This window comes from Imperialibacter sp., assembly GCF_040222815.1.
GTDB lineage: Bacteria > Bacteroidota > Bacteroidia > Cytophagales > Cyclobacteriaceae > Imperialibacter.
Map to the genome: position 1 here is coordinate 73,152 of NZ_JAVKCH010000012.1, position 17,867 is coordinate 91,018.

Consider the following 17,867-nt stretch of genomic DNA (forward strand, 5'->3'; position numbering starts at 1 on the left):
CTTGACACAAGAAAGACCGAAAAAAAGGGTTGCTATCCTTGGTAGCACCGGTTCCATTGGCGTTCAGTCGCTTGATGTGATAAAAAGGCACCCTGAAGCCTTCGAAGTAGAGGTGCTAACTGCCCAGAACAACGCCGATCTGTTGATTCGTCAGGCATTGGAGTTCATACCCAATGCGGTTGTGATTGGCAACGAGTCGCTGTATCAACAGGTAGCCGATGCTTTGTTACCAAAAGACATCAAGGTTTTTGCCGGGCTCGATGCGCTTTCTCAGATCGTGCAAATGGACACAATCGATATGGTGCTGACGGCGCTTGTCGGCTATTCGGGGTTGAAACCTACCATGAACGCCATTGCCGCTGGCAAGCCAATCGCTCTTGCCAACAAAGAGACTATGGTGGTGGCCGGCGAGCTTATTACCAAAATGGCACAAGAAAAAGCTGTCAATATCTTTCCTATTGATTCCGAGCATTCTGCTATTTTTCAGTGCATAGTGGGTGAGTTCCACAACCCGATAGAAAAGATCATTCTAACTGCTTCAGGTGGGCCTTTCCGTGGAAAAACAAGAAATGAGCTCATGAAGGTGACCAAGGAAATGGCGCTGAAGCATCCCAACTGGGACATGGGAGCTAAAATTACCATTGACTCAGCCTCATTGATGAACAAGGGGCTTGAAGTGATAGAAGCCCGATGGTTATTTGGCATGCCGGCGGATAAAATTGAGGTGGTAGTTCATCCTCAGTCTATCGTTCATTCGATGGTGCAATTTGAAGATGGCTCGATAAAAGCACAACTTGGGTTGCCCGACATGCGTATACCCATCCAGTTTGCTCTGACTTACCCGGAAAGGTTGAAATCCGACTTCCCAAGGTTTAACTTTGCAGAATATCCGTCCCTGACTTTCGAAAAACCAGATTTGGAAACCTTCAGGAACCTTCAGCTGTCGTTTGACGCTTTAAAGGAGGGTGGCAATAAGCCATGCGTGCTGAATGCCGCCAATGAAGTGGCAGTGGAGTATTTCCTTAAAGACAAAATTGGTTTTATGGAAATGTCGGATATAGTGGAGAAGTGTTTGGTTAAAATACCCTATATTTCAAGCCCTGATTATCAGGACTACGTTGATACAGATACAGAAACAAGAAACATCGCTTTAGATTTAATAGCTTAATGGAGGCACTTATTATGACCGCCCAGCTCTTGCTGGGACTTTCTATTTTAGTCGGATTGCATGAATTCGGCCACTTGCTCACCGCCAAGTTCTTTGGCATGCGGGTCGAAAAATATTCCATAGGATTTCCGCCTAAGATTTTTGGGTTCGACTACCGTGGTACTGAATACTCCATTGGAGCTATTCCACTCGGTGGGTTTGTGAAGATATCAGGAATGATCGATGAGTCGATGGATACTGAGCACTTAAACAAAGAGCCAGAGCCCTACGAGTTCAGAGCAAAGCCAGCCTGGCAGCGCCTGATCGTGATGATGGGTGGCATCATAGTCAATGTAGCCACAGGCATCGTCATTTTCGTGTTGCTGACCTTCTTCAACGGTGACACCTATATTTCCAGGGACGAGGCCAACAAATATGGCATTGTGGCTTATGAGTTGGGGCAGGAGATAGGGTTTAAAACTGGAGACAAGATTCTGAAAATCAACGGAAAAGATTTCGAAGATTTCAATGAGGTGATGAATCCTGATGTGATCATGGAAGCGGGAAGCACCTACACGGTTGATCGTGATGGACAGATTGTTACAGTGAAAATTCCGTCAGGCTTTCTGGACAAGCTATCAGAAAAAGATGCGGTGACTCGATTCATTGACTATCGACTCCCGTTTGCTGTTGGTGAAGTTGCCAGTGGCTCAGGTGGAGATGTGGCAGGGTTGAAGGAAGGCGACAGGTTTGTTACAATCAATGGCAGGCCGGCAAGATACTTTGCTGATTTCAAGGAGATTGCTACAGAGAATGCGGGCGACACAGTGCTGGCTGTTGTGGAACGGCCAGTAGGAGAAGCGCCCGTTGAAAAAGAAGGAACGTTTACGACAACTGAGCTTCATATCCCCATTGATACCGATGGCACGGTTGGCTTTGTGCGTACCCTATTGGTGGACGTTGCTCACCGTGACTTTACATTTGGGCAGAGCTTGGTGGCCGGAACTAACGAGGCTTTTGGATGGGTTTGGCTAAACATCAGAGGCTTTGGGAAAATATTCAGTGGTGAGGTATCTGCTTCAAAAGCGGTTAGCGGCCCTATCGGTATTGCCAAGATTTTTGGCGGCACCTGGAACTGGACGAATTTCTGGCAAAAGCTGGGCTTCCTTTCAATGGTGCTTGCCTTTATGAATTTCCTGCCAATTCCCGCACTCGATGGCGGGCATGTGATGTTCTTGACTTATGAAATTGTTTCTGGCCGTAAGCCATCAGATAAATTTCTGGAAAATTCGCAGAAGGTCGGCATGGTGTTATTGCTGTCGATAATGGTCTTTGCCATCTTCAACGATATCCTGAAAATCTGATAGTGCCCGGAAACGGAATGCGAAGGTGATGAGGTGGCTCAGTTTCCAGACCCCTGATCACTTTCTTTTTTTACACCGGGCCTGAATATTTCGAATTCTACTCGCCTGTTCAGGGTTTTGTCTTGCTCTGTTTTCTCCTCTACAATCGGTTGGCTGCTTCCGTAGCCTTCAAACTCTACCCGTCGCTCGTCGACACCACCAAATATGACCATGTAGTCTCTGATGTTCTGAGCTCTCGACTTTGACAGGGCGAGGTTAAACGCTGGTGAGCCATCCGAATCAGTATGTCCAGAAATTCGCAGCTTAAAGTCTGGATTGTCATACAAAAAGTTCACAATCTTATTAAGGTCACCATACATTTCCGTTCGAAGATCGGACTTGCCATTTTCAAATTCGATGGACTCGAATTTGACCTTACTGGCGATCGGGTCGGTGGTTCTGTTCAACTCCATTGGCCCGTTGAGGTAGAACATCTCCTCTATCCTGAAAAAGTCGTCGCCCTGAATCACCAGCAGGTAGTTGTTGTTGTTGATAAGGTCGAACTCAAAGCTGCCGTCGGGTTTCAGAAACCTGGGGGCCACTTCAATCCCATCGTCGAGGTCGATGATGGAAACAATCCCGTTGAAAGGTTTTCCTGTCAGGCTGTCGGTCAATGAACCCCTCACCTTTGTTATTGAACCTGGCTGCGCTTCCATGGGCAGGGGAAACGAATAGAGATCCTGCATGTTCAAGTCTCTGTTGGCCGACCGTGCGTAGAACAAATCTTTTGATTCGGCGTCGATGGTAAAATAGAACTCGCTTCCTCTGCCATTCACCAGCGGCCCGATATTGACTGGCTCGCCCCAAATGTTGCCCATCTTGTAAGATTTGTAGATGTCGAACTCGCCGAAATTGTAGAGTTGGCCGTTGGAACTGAAATAAAGAATATTGTATCTCGGGTGGAAAAAGGGGCTGACCTCATTGCTTCGGGTATTCACTATGGGTCCGAGGTTTTGAGCAGGAGCCCAGCCACCACCTTTAAGCTTGTAGGAAAAATAGATATCGGAAAGTCCGAAGCCGCCTATACGGTCGGAGGCAAAAAAGAGTGTGTCTTCGGTGTGCGAAAGGGCTGGATGGCTGTCCCAACTCAGGCTGTTGACTTTGGCTCCAAGGTTTTGAATATTGCCCCAGGTGCTGTCGGCTTGTAGTTTGGCAACAAAAATATCACAACTACCGATACATTCCGGGGCATCACACCTCGCAAAATATAAGGTTTTCCCATCACGACTCAGCGTAGCCGATCCCTCATTGTATTTTGTATTGATTTCCCGAAGGGCAACGGCCTCCTGCCAATACTGTCCTTCCTTTCTGGCAATAAAAAGGTCTTCATTGTTTTGCGTATTCAGGCTCCGTCTGATTTCATTTCTTTGAGAGGTAAAAAGCAGGATGTCTCCATTGATGTTCAAAGTAGGGCCGTAGTCGGCATTCCTGCTGTTGACGTTGCCACCCATGTTGAGTAAAACTCCTCTCGGGGGCCTAAGTGTGTCGATGGCTTTTCTGTGTTCCACCAATTCATAGTAGTAGTCGAGCGGAACGTACAAGTCGACCTCCTGCTTGTTAAGTGAATCATAATACAACTCAATCTCTCGCAGGTTAATGTCTTTGTGGTGGTGGCGCAGCACCATTTTGTAAAGCGGCTTTGCTTCCTCCAGTCCGTCAAATAGTTCTGTCAATTTGGCCAGTCGCCAAATCAGGTAGGTGTCTTTGTAGAAATTCTGTACACCAAAGTTTCTGACATAAGATTTCAAAGCCGGATACAACGCCTCCCACTCTTTATTGGCTTCAAGTTTCTGGATGCGCTCCAGCTTGCTTTTGTCTACATAATCAGCCACCTTGTTAATGTTCGGAAACTCAAACACATTTATCTCAGAAGGCACAGTCAGCGTATCAAGGCTGGTTTCAACGTTTGAAGGGGCGGCTTTCTTCCTCTTGTTCCTTTGGGCGAGTGCCGGGAAAGCAACAGAACCCAACATAAAAATGGTCAACAGCGCAGGAAGCCACCATTTCGCAGGAGGCTGGAAACGGTCGTAGAAATTATAGAATCTATTGGATGGTTTCGTCAAGTACATTGGTTGATGAGAAATAGAAAGGGTCGCCAGGGGCTGCCTACTATTTTTTGGCATATCTCTTGCAATTTATACGGGCCGAGTGAATTTTACACCTATCTGGGTCATTTAATGTCAGATTGGCATATCGAGAGCGTTAGATAATTATGAACAGCAATAAAGAGAAAGAACTAGCAGTAGCTTTTTTGTCGGAAATACAAGAAGACGAATCAGGGGATATTATACAGCTAGTGTCAGCTGACCTGGAGGAGGATTTGAAGCCGGAGGATGTGCCTGATGAGGTGCCTATTCTGCCGATAAAAAATACCGTTTTGTATCCGGGGGTGGTTATTCCGATCACCGTGAGCCGGCAGAAGTCGATCCGGCTGGTGAAAAAAGCCTATAAAGGCAGCAAAATTATTGGTGTGCTGGCTCAAAAGAACAGAAAAGCTGAAGAGCCTAAATCAGACGATCTATATACTGTGGGTACCATTGCCCGCATATTGAAAATGCTCGTTATGCCAGATGGCAACACGACCATCATTATTCAAGGCAAGAGCCGGTTTGAGGTAGAAAGCATTATTCAGGAGGATCCCTATATCAGTGCCAGGGTTAAGCTGCTTGCAGAGAAGTTTCCTGGCAAGTCGAGCAAAGAGACCAAGGCGCTTATTCAGTCACTAAAGGACGCAGCTTATAAAGTAATGAAGCTGAATCCTGAGATACCTAAGGAGGCCCATGCAGCCCTTGGGAATATCGACAACGGCAGTTTTCTCACCCATTTTCTTTCCTCCAATGTAAATGCCGATGTAGCTGATAAGCAGAAACTACTGGAAACCCACGAGGGTATAAAAAGGGCTGAATTGCTGTTGGAGTACATGCTGAAGGACATTCAAATGCTTGAGATCAAGCAGGAAATCCAAAATAAGGTACATTCCGATATCGATCAACAGCAGCGAGACTATTACCTCCGCCAGCAAATCAAAGTACTCCAGAATGAATTGGGGTACGACGGTCCGGAAAAAGATATTCAGGAGCTGAGAAAGCTGGGTGCAGAGAAAAAATGGGATGAGGAGGTGAAGCAGCACTTCTTCAAAGAGCTTGACAAAATTTCCAGGATGAACCCCGCCGCAGCTGAGTTTCCTGTGGCGATGAACTATGTCGATTTTATGGTTCACTTGCCCTGGAATGAGTATACGCAGGACAATTTTGACCTGAAAAGAGCCCGGAAGATTCTCGATGAAGATCACTATGGGATGAAAAAGGTGAAAGAGAGAATCCTTGAATACCTGGCCGTGTTAAAGCTCAAGGGCGACATGAAAAGCCCTATCCTTTGTCTTTATGGCCCCCCTGGTGTCGGGAAAACTTCGTTGGGAAGGTCAATCGCCAGGTCGCTCGACCGACATTATGTCAGGATGTCGCTGGGTGGTGTGCATGACGAGGCGGAAGTTAGAGGTCACAGAAAAACTTATATTGGTGCCATGCCGGGAAAGATTGTTGGCAATGTTTCCAAGGCAAAGTCGTCAAATCCAGTTTTTATTCTTGATGAAATCGATAAAGTAAGCTCAAACTTCCGGGGCGATCCATCTTCCGCACTTTTGGAGGTGCTCGATCCGGAGCAAAACAATAGCTTCACTGACAACTACCTTGAAGTGGGCTACGATCTATCGAAAGTGCTATTTATCGCTACGGCCAACACACTGGAGACCATCCAGCCTGCTTTGAGAGACAGGATGGAGATCATAGAGATCACGGGGTACACCCTCGAAGAGAAAATAGAAATTGCCAAGCAACACCTGATACCCAAGCAGCGAAAAGAGCATGGCGTGAAGGCGTCTCAGATTAAATTTACCGACGAGGCTGTTGGAAAAATTATAGATGACTATACGAGAGAATCTGGCGTACGAACACTTGAGCGGAGAATTGCTACGGTGATCAGAAATACTGCCAAATCCATCGCCATGGAGGAGGCCTACACCAAGACTATCAAAGGAAAGGAAGTGCGCAAAATTTTGGGTGCTGAAATCTTTGATAAAGAGGTCTATTCGGACAATACACACCCGGGTGTGGTTACTGGTCTTGCGTGGACACAGGTGGGAGGGGAGATTTTGTTCATCGAATCGTCGCTCAGCAGGGGCAAAGGCAAATTGACATTGTCTGGCCAACTAGGCGACGTGATGAAGGAGTCGGCCGTGGCTGCGTTGTCGTACCTTAAGTCGAACGCCCATAAGCTCGACATCGACCACCAGGTTTTTGATCATTACGACTTGCATGTGCACGTGCCAGCTGGCGCAGTGCCAAAGGACGGGCCGTCGGCAGGGATTACCATGCTGACATCGCTGGCGTCGATTTATACGCAGCGAAGGGTGAAAGACAAGCTGGCCATGACCGGAGAAATCACCCTCAGAGGAAAGGTGCTTCCTGTGGGGGGTATCAAGGAGAAAATACTTGCAGCCAGGCGTGCCGGGATAGAAGAGATCATCCTTAGCAGCCGCAACCGCAAGGACATCGAAGAAATTGAGCCTAATTATATCGAGAACCTCAAGATTAACTACGTCGACAATGTGGACGAGGTGCTGAAGCTGGCGCTGCTCAAATCGAAGGTGGAAGGGGCTACGCATCTTTGGCCTATTAAAGGATTGGCCAAAGAAATGGCCACCGTTGAGGATTTATGAGAGGGAGCCACCTAAATACCCTGGGTATCATTTTGTTGCTTTTGCTAGTAATGATGGATGCGGGGTATGCGCAAATTGGTGGCAAAGACTCCTTTCAATTCCTCAATACGCCCGTAAATGCGAGAGCAGCTGCGCTTGGGGGCTACAATGTATCCCAAAATCGGGGCGACCTGAACTGGGTTTTTTATAACCCGGCACTGCTCGACTCGGTAGCAGCCGGTGATATTTCTATTTCCTACGTCAACTTTTACGGGGGCAGCAAATATAGTCAGGTGGCCTATGCTTTCGACACCAAAGCGGTTGGGAAAGCGGCGGTTGGCCTCACGCACCTCAGCCATGGAAACTTCGATAGCTACGATGAGGCTGGCAACTACCTGGGCACTTTCAATGCCAGCGAATATGCCGTGAGGGTATCGTTGAGCCACAGAATGGGCCCTTTTCTGATGGGGGTGGCTCCGCAACTGGCTGTATCGAGCATTGCTGGCTTCCGTTCTTCAGCACTCATGGCAGATATTGGTGGTGTATTTCAGCACCCCCACAAGCAGTTAAGTGTTGGTTTGGTGATAAAAAACGCTGGCTTTGCACTTGGCAAGTATGCAGAGGAGAAAACCGGGCTTCCCTTCGACGTTCAGCTGGGAATGAGCTTCAAACCTGAGCAAATGCCGGTGATTTTCTCATTCACGGGCACCAATCTCCCCAAGCAGAACCTGGTATACTTTGAACCTGACAGCAGGGTAAACTTCAACGAAGCTGCGCCAGGCACGTTTACCAAAATATTCAGCAGGGTGAACATTGGTGCCGAATTCTTGTTTGGCCCTAATTTCCACGTATTGGCGGGATACAACCACAGAATAAGAAGAGAACTAAAACTGGAGCAAGCGGGTGGAAGTCCCGGCTTTTCTGTTGGCGTTTGGATAAAAATTAAATCATTTGAATTAACAGTAGCCCGGTCGCACTACCACGTGGTGGGTGGAAATACTCACTTTACTGTCAGCCACAATGTGAACCGACTATTTCATAAGCGAAAATCAGCATCATGATAGATCAGAACAAATATTTGACCCCGAGGCAAATTGTAGCCGAGCTCGATAAGTACATCATAGGCCAGGACGACGCCAAGAGAAACGTGGCTATTGCGCTCAGAAACAGATGGCGACGCATGCATAGCCATGAAGACATTAAAGGAGAAATTGTGCCTAACAATATCCTGATGATTGGAGCCACGGGAGTTGGTAAAACTGAAATTGCCCGCCGCCTGGCCAAGCTTGCCGATGCTCCTTTTACCAAAGTAGAGGCATCCAAGTTTACGGAAGTTGGCTATGTGGGCCGTGATGTAGAAAGCATGGTGCGAGACCTGGTGGAGCAGGCCGTTAACATGGTGAAGCAGAGCAAAAAAGAAGAGGTAAAAGGGAAAGCAGAGCTTGCTGTCGAAGGCATTATCCTCGATGCTTTGATACCTCCGATGAAGTCCGCTCCTTCGAGGCAGGCGGCTGGCGCTTCAGGCGCAGACAATTCCATTGACATTACACCTGAGAATGACGAGGAGCTCAATGAAAGAACCCGTGAGAGGTTCCGTGAGAAGATAAGGAACGGTGAGCTCGACGACCGCAAAATAGAAATCAATGTGAAGGCACCTGGTCAGGGGAATGTGGGCATGATTGGCGGCGGCATGATGGATGAGGTGAGCATGATGAACCTACAGGAGATGCTGGGCAACATGCTGCCAAAAAAGAACAAGAAAAGAAAAGTGACGATAGCTGAAGCGAAGAAACTCTTGCTGGAAGAAGAGGTGCATAAGCTGATCGACATGGACGAGGTGAAGGAAGAAGCCATCGAGAAAGCGCAGAATTCTGGCATTATCTTCATTGATGAGATTGACAAGATCGCCAGTAGCGCAGGCAAGGGTGGCGGAGCGGATGTAAGCCGTGAAGGTGTACAGCGAGACCTGCTGCCCATTGTGGAAGGAAGTGCTGTTAACACAAAATATGGTGTTATCAATACTGAGCACATTCTATTTATGGCTGCGGGGGCTTTTCATGTATCAAAACCCTCGGATCTAATACCGGAGCTTCAGGGTCGCTTCCCTATCAGAGTGGAGCTTGAAAACCTTACCAAAGGAGATTTCCTTCGTATTCTGAGAGAGCCAAAAAATGCACTGACTAAACAATATGAAGCACTGCTGAAGTCAGAAGATGTGGAGCTTACCTTCAGCGATGAGGCACTGGAGGAGCTGGCCGACACTGCTTTCACCATCAACTCCGAAGTGGAGAATATAGGTGCAAGGAGGCTGCACACCGTGATGAGCCGATTGTTGAATGAGTTTCTATTTGATATCCCCGACAAAATCGGCCCGAATTCCAAGCTCGTAATTACCAAAGAGATGGTCAACGAGAAGTTGTCAGGGTTGGTGAAGAACAAGGATTTGAGCAGGTATATCCTTTAGTAAGCAATCGGCATCGGTAGCCTGGGTAAAGAGGTCGCTCTATCCATCAGCACAAGAGCGCCCTCTTTACTTTTCACCAGGAAATCGCTGTCGGTACCCAGGGTAAAGAGGTCGCACTATCCATCAGCACAAGAGCGCCCTCTTTACTTCAAGCCCTTTGGGTAATGGAAGAAAAGCAGCTTACCTGCCTCGTAGCCAATATCCCGCCAGTAGTTGACCTCGAAAGAAATGCCGACAGCCCCTGTGGTTGGTATATTTTCGATGGATGCTCCTGCCAGTTGGTTGGCAAACTCAGTAAGCCCTGGGTTGTGCCCGAATAACATCACTGACGTGTGCTGGTCGTCCAGCTCAACAATTACCTTCAGCAACCTATCCGGCCAGGCATGATAAACAGATTTGTCAGTGATGATCTCTCTTTTGTCAATGCCAAGCTCAGCTACCACCTTTTTAGCAGTTTTGATGGCTCGTTCCGCCGGACTACTCACCACAAGGTCAGGGTGAACTTGCTGGTCATTAAGGAACTTGCCCATTCGGGGAGCATCTGCCTTGCCCCGGCTGCTTAATGGCCTTTGAAAGTCGTCCAGTTCGGGGAAGTCCCAACTCGATTTTGCGTGCCGTACCAGATAGATCGTCTTCATATCGTGGAGCCAAACTAGGGAATATAGAAATCAAAAACGAGGTCGTTCATACACTTAAAATGACCCTTTGGGCATTTGTCAAAACCTATCTTGGAGCAGGGCCTGCACTTGATCTTGTTGTTTTCAAATACAATAAATTTTGTTCGGTACGGGTACATGCCAAACGACGGAATGGTGTTGCCCCAAATGCTGTAGACCGTTTTTCCAAAAGCTGCGGCCACGTGCATAAGACCGGTGTCGTGCGAAAAAACAACGCTCGACTGCTTCACCAGCGACGCCGACTGGTTGAAATTGAATTTACCGCAACCATTGAATATTTCTGTTTTTTTACCCAGCTCTTTCAACGACTCCTCGTAGCCACTTGAGTTTTGCGTTCGTTCGAAGAACCGTGCTATTTCCTCACCAGCCTCAGCATCTTCTTTCCCTCCCAGCAGAATCACAGGTTTGTTGATGCGGTCGCAGAGCTCAATCATGCGCTTTACCGGTAGCTTTTTGGTGCCGTGCTGGCCACCGATAGCGTAGGTAATAAATCCGTTGCGGTGGCTTTCCGGCAGCCAGGTGATGTCTACTTGGTCTTTGTCCGGGATAAAATAGTCGAGGCCCAATTGGTCAGGTTTAGCACCCAATGCCTGTATGGTGTCGAGGTAGCGGTCAACAATATGCCTGTTGGGCAATTTATTGATCTTGAAGTTGACCATCAGGTATTTTTGCCAGTTGAGCTTATCCACAGCGTAGGCCTTCGTCTTCAATGCCCACTTGATCCTCAGTGTTCTCAAATTGTGGTGGAGGTCAATGACATAATCGAAGTCTTCTTTCTTAAGTTCTTCAATTAGTTGTTTGTCCCCCTTCTCCAGAACGTGGATTTTATCAACATATGGATTCTCTTCCAGGAGAAATTTGAACCTGGCCATGGTGGCATAGTGCACCTCTACATCGACGAGTTGGGTTTTTAGCACCCTTGGCACCGGACTGGTAAGGACAATATCGCCAATGGACGAAAACCGTAGAATGAGTACTTTCATTTAGCTGATTTGGGCAAAACGACTGGTAATAATTTCAATAGAGGGAGACTCATTCACTATTTCTTTTATTTGTACGGTGTTAATAAACCTTGTTCAATGCAAGCCCATTGGTGTCTCCGCCATGAATCCTGATGAGAACGCTAAGCCCATTGGGGTCTCCGTCAGGGACCCTGATGGACTCAACGCTAACGTTCTGCCTCCACCAGGAATCCTGATGAGAACGCTAAGCCCATTGGGGTCTCCGCCAGGGACCCTGATGGACTCAATGCTAACGTTCTGCCTCCGCCATGAATCCTGATGAGAACGCAAAGCCCATTGGCGTCTCCGCCAGGGACCCTGATGGAGGTTTAGGCACCCACCATTTCAGCCGCTCGCTTCTTTCTTTTCTCAAAATGGGCAGCCACCTCCGCTGTCGACAGCGCATTGAAGGTCATTTCTTTCGTGAGGCCGCCTTTTCTACCCACCAAAAGCCCGTAACGCATGTCGTGGTAGCCTTCGGTCTCATGAGCGTCAGGGTTGATGCTGAGCATCACACCTTTTTCCAGCGCATAATGTACCCATCGCCAGTCGAGGTCAAGGCGCCAGGGGTGGGCGTTGATTTCGATGATCACACCCTCTTCAGCGCAGGCATCAATCACGGTTTTGTGGTCGATGGGGTAGCCCTTGCGTTCCAGCAACAGTCGGCCAGTGGGGTGGCCAAGCATGGTGGTAAATGGGTTTTTGATGGCTTTTAGCAAACGGTTAGTGGCTTTCTGCAAATCCATGTTGAGCACCGAGTGCACCGAGGCTACGATAAAGTCGAACGAAGCCAGCACCTCGGTTTCATAGTCGAGGGAGCCGTCGGGTAGAATATCAGATTCTATGCCTTTGAAGATACGGAACGGCGCCATCTCTTTATTGAGCGCATCGATCTCTACCTGCTGGTCTTTCACCCTGTTAGCTTCGAGGCCGCTGGCATAAAAGGCAGAGCGGCTGTGGTCGCTGATGCCCAGGTACTCATAGCCCAGCTCTTTGCAGTAGGTGGCCATTTCTTTTAATGTATTCTTCCCGTCGCTGTAGGTGGAGTGATTATGAAGAATTCCCTTGAGGTCGCTCATTTCTACCAACCTGGGCAGCTTATTTTCCTGTGCCAGGGCTATTTCGAAAGATCCTTCTCTTAGCTCCGGGGCTATGTAGGCCAGGCCAGCGTGCTTATACGCCTCCTCCTCGCTGGCAAAAGCCCTTTCTGTCAGTTTATCACGCAGTATAGCGCCTTCGGCAAGTGTTTGATTAAGGTGCAGCGGTGCGGCGGTGTACAGCAAAAGCTTCTCTGTGAAATGCTTTTCGTCGCATAGCCTGATATGGAAAGTAATATAGGGTTCGTTCATGTGGCCCCTGATGGAATAAGGGCCTGATTCCTGAAGGCTGATTTCCCCCAGACCACTTTTCTCAACCGCCTTTATGATCGCCTCATTATTCAGCGACCCAACCAATAGTTCCAGCGTGTCGATCACCTCCAGCAAACGCCTTAACGGGCCGACAAAACTCATCGGCACCTTCTCTCGCAATTCTTTCTTTATGATGTCAATCAGCTGGTTGGCCGCAATTTCTGCCTCTGAAAAATGAAGCTTACCAACATTCGCCTTTCTGTATTTTAAACCATCAAGAATAGTCTGCTGTGTCTTCTCACCAAAACCCTTCACGCTGGCGACCCTTCCTTCCTCACAGGCTTTTTGCAGGGCGTCCAAACTTTCAATTTCCAGCTCTTTCCAGATCAGCCTTATTTTCTTCGGGCCAATGCCTTTGATGGAAAGCATTTCTACCACCCCGGCGGGCGTAGCTGCTCGAAGCTCCTCCAGCGCATCAAATGTTCCTTTTTCGAGTAGCTGATGGATGTTGGCGGCCATCGACTTGCCGATCCCGTCCAGGGCTCCGATTTCCTCTGCCGCCATAGTGGCGATGGGTTTGTCTACCTTTTCAAGGTTGAAAACCGCACCGGTGTAGCCACGAATTTTAAACTGATTTTCATCATGAAGCTCCATGAGCGAAGCCATGAGGCGGAACTGTGAGATTATTTCTTTGTTGTCCAAAATGAGAGGTGTTTTTGGTTAACTGGCATTGTAAAAGTAATTTTCCTAAGGCAAAATTCCTTAGATTACTATAAACAAAAAAGAGAAACTACGTGTGGAGGAAAACATCCTGGTAAAGGAATTTGTTACGCAATACCATACGCCTGGTTTACTGAAGAGACTTTTGTCTGTTACATTTGACTAGTGAAACCAAAAAAAGAACATAGAAATGAACTATTGGCTGATAAAATCTGAACCCGAAACTTTTTCCTGGGACAAATTCGTGAGCATGGGAGGCGACATGTGGGACGGTGTGAGAAACTACGCTGCCCGCAACTTCATGAAAGACATGAAGGTAGGGGACCTGGCTCTTTTTTATCACAGTGTCAAAGAAAAGTCGTGTGTGGGATTAGCAAAGGTAGCGAAGGAGCATTACCCTGACCCGACGGCCAAGCCTGAAGAAAAAGATACCTGGGTCGTGGTTGATTTTGTGCCGGTGCAAAAGCTCAAAAGGTCTGTGAGCCTTGGAGAGATCAAGAAAGACGAGCGACTGTCCGAAATGGCACTTATTAAGCTTTCGAGACTGTCCGTGCAGCCAGTGAAAAAGGAAGAATTTGATATAATTATTCAGAAATCGGAAGAGTAGCGTTTTGCGTGCATAAATCTTTTTTTTGGGGACAAGCTTTTATGAAATGTTTTGATGACGTGACTATTGTCAATATGCGACTCAAACAATTAACGGCATTGCTGGCTTTTTGCTGTCTTACGGGGGCCGGTGTGCTGGCTCAGGATCGAAAAAAAGATGAGAAGAAGGCCAGTGAGCTTATTGAGCAACCCAAAAGAGTGGAGTTTGAGATAAAAAACACCAACTACGAGGACTACGTGGTTTATAGTTGCGAGGAGGAGGGGCTGTCGGTGTACCACCAAACCGAACACAAAAATAAAGATGGCTACTTGTGGGAGTTTATCAAACTCGACACCGCTCTTGACATGAAATGGAGAAGGGAGCTGTATCTTCCTTTTGCGTCCCGCATCATTGGCTACGATTATTCACCGGGCTTTATGTATTACCTCATTCGGGAAAAGCAGTACAAGCAGGAGGAGCTACTGGTGATGAGGATGGACCTGGAAAAAGGTGACACAACTAAGTTCAATATCAATACGGTGTTCCCTGTTAACCTGACACAATTTGAAGTGGTAGGAAGTACCATATTGATGGGGGGCTACACCAACTACCGCCCGGTAATCATTCGCTACAATCTTTTTGATCAGCGTCCGCAGGTGGTTCCGGGGTTTTATGCCGACTATGCTGAAATCCTGCGACTGGAAACCGACGACCGCCTCAGGACTTTCACGGTGACCATGAGTGAAAAAACGACTGACAAGCGCACCACCATTTCGGTGCGGTCATTTTCGGAAAGTGGAGACATGATCAGGAATATTTTGTTGCAACCAGATGAGTCCAAGAGCCTGATCAACGGAGCCCCTGCCCACCTCGAAATGGATCGGCAGTTTATTGCCGGCACCTATGGGCACAAGCGATCGACCTATTCCAGGGGGCTTTATATCGCAACGGTTGGCAGCGATGGGCAGCAGAAGATAGACTATTACAACTATGCCGACCTGGAAAACTTCTTCTCCTACATGCGAGCCAAGCGTGAGCAGCGGATCAAAGAGAAGATCAGCCGACGGAAGGTGCAAGGCAAGCGGGTGAAATTCAACTATCGGTTGCTGGTGCACGACATTATTCAGGACGGCGACAAATACACCTTGTACGGTGAGGCCTACTACCCAAGATATTCTAATTACAGCGGCTATGAGCGGTTTGGCGGCTACACCTATGGCCGGAGCAATACCTATTTCAATCCTAATTTTCTGGGATACAAGTACACGCATGCCGTTGTCATGACGTTCGATAAGTCGGGTAAGTTGCTATGGGACAATTCCTTTGAAATCAATGACGTAACCAGCTACGATCTGCAGCAGTTTGTGCATGTAAGCACATCGGGTGACGAGGTGGCTTTGTTGTACATGTTCGAAAATGTGATCCGATCCAAAATCATAAAATCTGATGAGATCATCGAAGGCAAAACGTTCAATGATATTGAACTCACATTTGAAGATGATGAGGTCAGAGTGAGCGACAACGAGGTGGGTGGCTTGTCGGTGTGGTACGGAAAAACCTTTTACACCTACGGCATCCAGGACATCAAAAACCTGAAGGACAACCGGGTGAACCTCAACCGCAACGTGTTTTTTATTAATAAGGTTGTTTATAGGTAGGACAGTCAGAAAGTCAGACGTTCAGACACTCAGACAGTCGGACAGTCGGACAGTCAGAGAGTCGGACAGTCATAAATCCATCCTCCGTAATCCGTAATCAAATCATTTTTTCATAACTTCGCCCCATGCAAAAACGGTTGCTCTTCGACGGACGTCTTTTACAGTTCACCATCAACAGGCTTTGTCAGCAACTTATTGAAAATCACGGCGATTTTAACAACTCCGTTTTAATGGGCTTACAGCCCAGAGGCATCTTTCTTGCTGAAAGAATCAGCACCAGTCTTGAGACCCTCCTGAACAAAAAAATCCTTCTTGGCTACCTGGATACTACCTTCCACAGGGATGACTTCCGTCGTCGAGATGCGCCTATCGCCCCCCACGAAACCAAAGTAAACTTTGTCATTGAAGGCAAAAAAGTCATTCTGATCGACGACGTATTGTTCACCGGCAGGTCTGTGCGGGCAGCCCTCGACGCTATGGTGAGCTTTGGAAGGCCGGAGAAAGTGGAGCTGCTAACGTTGATCGACCGAATGTACAGCAGGGATATCCCCGTGGAGGCAACTTATGTAGGCAGAAGAGTGAACACGGTAAGGAGCCAGCGAATATTAGTAGAACTAAAAGAACAGGGCATGCCCGAAGACAATATCTGGATCATGGAAAAGGAGGACGAGGCATGAGCAAGCTGAGTACCCGCCATTTGTTGGGCATCAAAGATATCACGGAAGAGGATATTCAGCTCATTTTTCAAACGGCCGACAACTTCAAAGACGTACTCAACCGGCCAATCAAGAAGGTGCCTTCTTTACGAGACATCACCGTGGCCAACGTTTTCTTCGAAAACTCCACCCGCACAAGGCTTTCTTTTGAGCTGGCGGAAAAAAGACTTTCTGCCGACGTTGTTAATTTCTCCTCTTCCTCCAGCTCTGTCAAAAAAGGGGAAACCCTGCTCGATACGGTCAACAACATCCTGGCCATGAAAGTGGACATGGTGGTAATGCGGCACAGCAGCCCGGGAGCGCCGCATTTCCTGTCAAAGCACGTAAAGGCCAACATCATCAATGCTGGCGACGGCACCCACGAGCACCCCACGCAGGCGCTGCTCGATGCTTTCTCTATAAGAGAAAAACTGGGCGATGTAGCGGGGAAGAAAGTAGCCATTATGGGCGACATCCTGCACTCAAGAGTAGCCCTTTCCAATATCTTCTGCCTTAAAAAGCTTGGCGCTGAGGTGATGGTTTGTGGTCCCATTACGCTGATACCGAAATTCATCGGCGAGCTGGGCGTGAAGGTAGAGTATGATGTCAAAAAGGCCCTGGAATGGTGCGATGTCGCCAACGTACTTCGTATTCAGCTCGAAAGGCAGCAAATCAAGTACTTCCCCTCGTTGCGGGAGTACTCGATATATTATGGCATCAACAAGCAGCTGCTCGACACCCTGAACAAAGAGATTGTGATCATGCACCCCGGGCCCATCAACAGGGGGGTTGAACTCAACAGTGACGTAGCCGATTCCGACCACTCGATTATACTGGGTCAGGTAGAAAATGGCGTGGCCATCCGTATGGCAGTGCTGTACCTGCTGGCCGGTGTGAAGGAGGTGTAGGTGTCGGCACGGCCACCAGCCAACCTTGCAAGTGCCGTGAGACACGGAATCGATGAAAGTTGATGGCTCATCACTGCATACTATGGCCTGTCATATCGTAGTGGAGGTATCTTGTACATCCAGACAGAGCCTAGGCTGAAAGGAAGTAGTTGTCGCTCTGGTCTCGAACCATCACGAGACTTCAAATGCCGAACAACCTGGTTTTTGATAATTGTTAGGGTGTCGTGTCTTCATGTACCTTTTCAGGATGGGGCTGTCATGGCCATACTGCAGATATAACACCCTTCAGCACTTGCAAGTAGGTGTCTGTACGGGCACTAGCCACCCTGCAAGTGCCGTAAGACACAGGTTTGATGGGGTCCCTTCCTCATCTCCTCGGCGTCTGGCGTCTCAGCGCAATAGGCGTACTAGCCGTACCGATGGGTTATGTTCAGTTAAGTGTGTCATTTTTTAAAAGTTGGGTTCAAGTCTTTCGGGATATGTCATAGTTAGTATACTTATCACCTTGGTCCATGATACCGGTCTGGACCATTTCTTTTGAACCTTCGAACTGACTAAATAAA

At 48.0% G+C, this 17,867-nt stretch carries 13 protein-coding genes; 9 read left to right on the forward strand and 4 right to left on the reverse strand.

Annotated elements, in window-relative coordinates; genetic code table 11:
• Nucleotide 1 precedes the first annotated feature (1 nt).
• A complete protein-coding gene (locus RIF36_RS03110) occupies nucleotides 2-1,168 on the forward strand; it encodes a 1-deoxy-D-xylulose-5-phosphate reductoisomerase (RefSeq protein ID WP_350088411.1) in 1,167 nt (388 codons plus the stop codon).
• Entirely contained in the window at nucleotides 1,168-2,511 is a 1,344-nt protein-coding gene (rseP, locus tag RIF36_RS03115; RefSeq protein ID WP_350088408.1) for an RIP metalloprotease RseP, read from the forward strand. Before RIF36_RS03110 ends, rseP begins: the two co-directional genes overlap by 1 nt.
• Nucleotides 2,512-2,549: 38 nt before the next feature.
• Here rseP and RIF36_RS03120 read toward each other — a convergent pair whose 3' ends face one another.
• Nucleotides 2,550-4,673, reverse strand: coding sequence for an OmpA family protein (locus RIF36_RS03120; RefSeq protein ID WP_350088405.1), 2,124 nt, complete (start codon nucleotides 4,671-4,673; stop codon nucleotides 2,550-2,552).
• 89 nt (nucleotides 4,674-4,762) lie between these two features.
• Between RIF36_RS03120 and lon the strand changes: the two genes are divergently transcribed.
• From lon to hslU, 3 genes are read left to right on the forward strand one after another with little or no spacing between them, the layout of a single operon-like run.
• A complete protein-coding gene (gene lon, locus RIF36_RS03125) occupies nucleotides 4,763-7,267 on the forward strand; it encodes an endopeptidase La (protein ID WP_151999686.1) in 2,505 nt (834 codons plus the stop codon).
• Nucleotides 7,264-8,307 (forward strand): type IX secretion system protein PorQ, encoded by a 1,044-nt coding sequence (gene porQ, locus RIF36_RS03130; RefSeq protein WP_350129704.1) that lies wholly within the window; start codon nucleotides 7,264-7,266, stop codon nucleotides 8,305-8,307. The genes lon and porQ overlap by 4 nt, the downstream gene beginning before the upstream one ends.
• Nucleotides 8,304-9,710 (forward strand): ATP-dependent protease ATPase subunit HslU, encoded by a 1,407-nt coding sequence (gene hslU, locus RIF36_RS03135; protein WP_350129707.1) that lies wholly within the window; start codon nucleotides 8,304-8,306, stop codon nucleotides 9,708-9,710. Before porQ ends, hslU begins: the two co-directional genes overlap by 4 nt.
• Nucleotides 9,711-9,853: 143 nt before the next feature.
• Here hslU and RIF36_RS03140 read toward each other — a convergent pair whose 3' ends face one another.
• The 3 genes from RIF36_RS03140 to RIF36_RS03150 all read right to left on the reverse strand — a co-directional run bounded on the left by RIF36_RS03140 (nucleotide 9,854) and on the right by RIF36_RS03150 (nucleotide 13,439).
• Nucleotides 9,854-10,348, reverse strand: coding sequence for a SixA phosphatase family protein (locus tag RIF36_RS03140; RefSeq protein ID WP_350129710.1), 495 nt, complete (start codon nucleotides 10,346-10,348; stop codon nucleotides 9,854-9,856).
• Between the two features lie 14 nt (nucleotides 10,349-10,362).
• Nucleotides 10,363-11,370 carry a glycosyltransferase family 9 protein gene (locus RIF36_RS03145; protein WP_350129713.1) on the reverse strand — a complete coding sequence of 336 codons (1,008 nt, stop codon included), beginning with the start codon at nucleotides 11,368-11,370 and terminating at the stop codon, nucleotides 10,363-10,365.
• Between the two features lie 347 nt (nucleotides 11,371-11,717).
• Nucleotides 11,718-13,439, reverse strand: coding sequence for a helix-hairpin-helix domain-containing protein (locus RIF36_RS03150; protein WP_350129716.1), 1,722 nt, complete (start codon nucleotides 13,437-13,439; stop codon nucleotides 11,718-11,720).
• Between the two features lie 208 nt (nucleotides 13,440-13,647).
• On the opposite strand from RIF36_RS03150, the gene RIF36_RS03155 reads away from it, so the two are divergent.
• From RIF36_RS03155 to RIF36_RS03170, 4 genes are all read left to right on the forward strand, one after another.
• Nucleotides 13,648-14,064 carry an EVE domain-containing protein gene (locus tag RIF36_RS03155; protein WP_350129719.1) on the forward strand — a complete coding sequence of 139 codons (417 nt, stop codon included), beginning with the start codon at nucleotides 13,648-13,650 and terminating at the stop codon, nucleotides 14,062-14,064.
• 41 nt (nucleotides 14,065-14,105) lie between these two features.
• Nucleotides 14,106-15,701 carry a hypothetical protein gene (locus RIF36_RS03160; protein WP_350077214.1) on the forward strand — a complete coding sequence of 532 codons (1,596 nt, stop codon included), beginning with the start codon at nucleotides 14,106-14,108 and terminating at the stop codon, nucleotides 15,699-15,701.
• A 125-nt stretch (nucleotides 15,702-15,826) separates the two neighbouring features.
• On the forward strand, nucleotides 15,827-16,378 hold the full coding sequence (pyrR, locus tag RIF36_RS03165; protein ID WP_350077216.1) for a bifunctional pyr operon transcriptional regulator/uracil phosphoribosyltransferase PyrR: 552 nt from the start codon (nucleotides 15,827-15,829) through the stop codon (nucleotides 16,376-16,378).
• The gene (locus RIF36_RS03170) at nucleotides 16,375-17,304 is read left to right on the forward strand and encodes an aspartate carbamoyltransferase catalytic subunit (RefSeq protein ID WP_350129723.1); all 930 of its coding nucleotides are present in this window, start codon (nucleotides 16,375-16,377) and stop codon (nucleotides 17,302-17,304) included. The genes pyrR and RIF36_RS03170 overlap by 4 nt, the downstream gene beginning before the upstream one ends.
• Nucleotides 17,305-17,867: the final 563 nt, after the last annotated feature.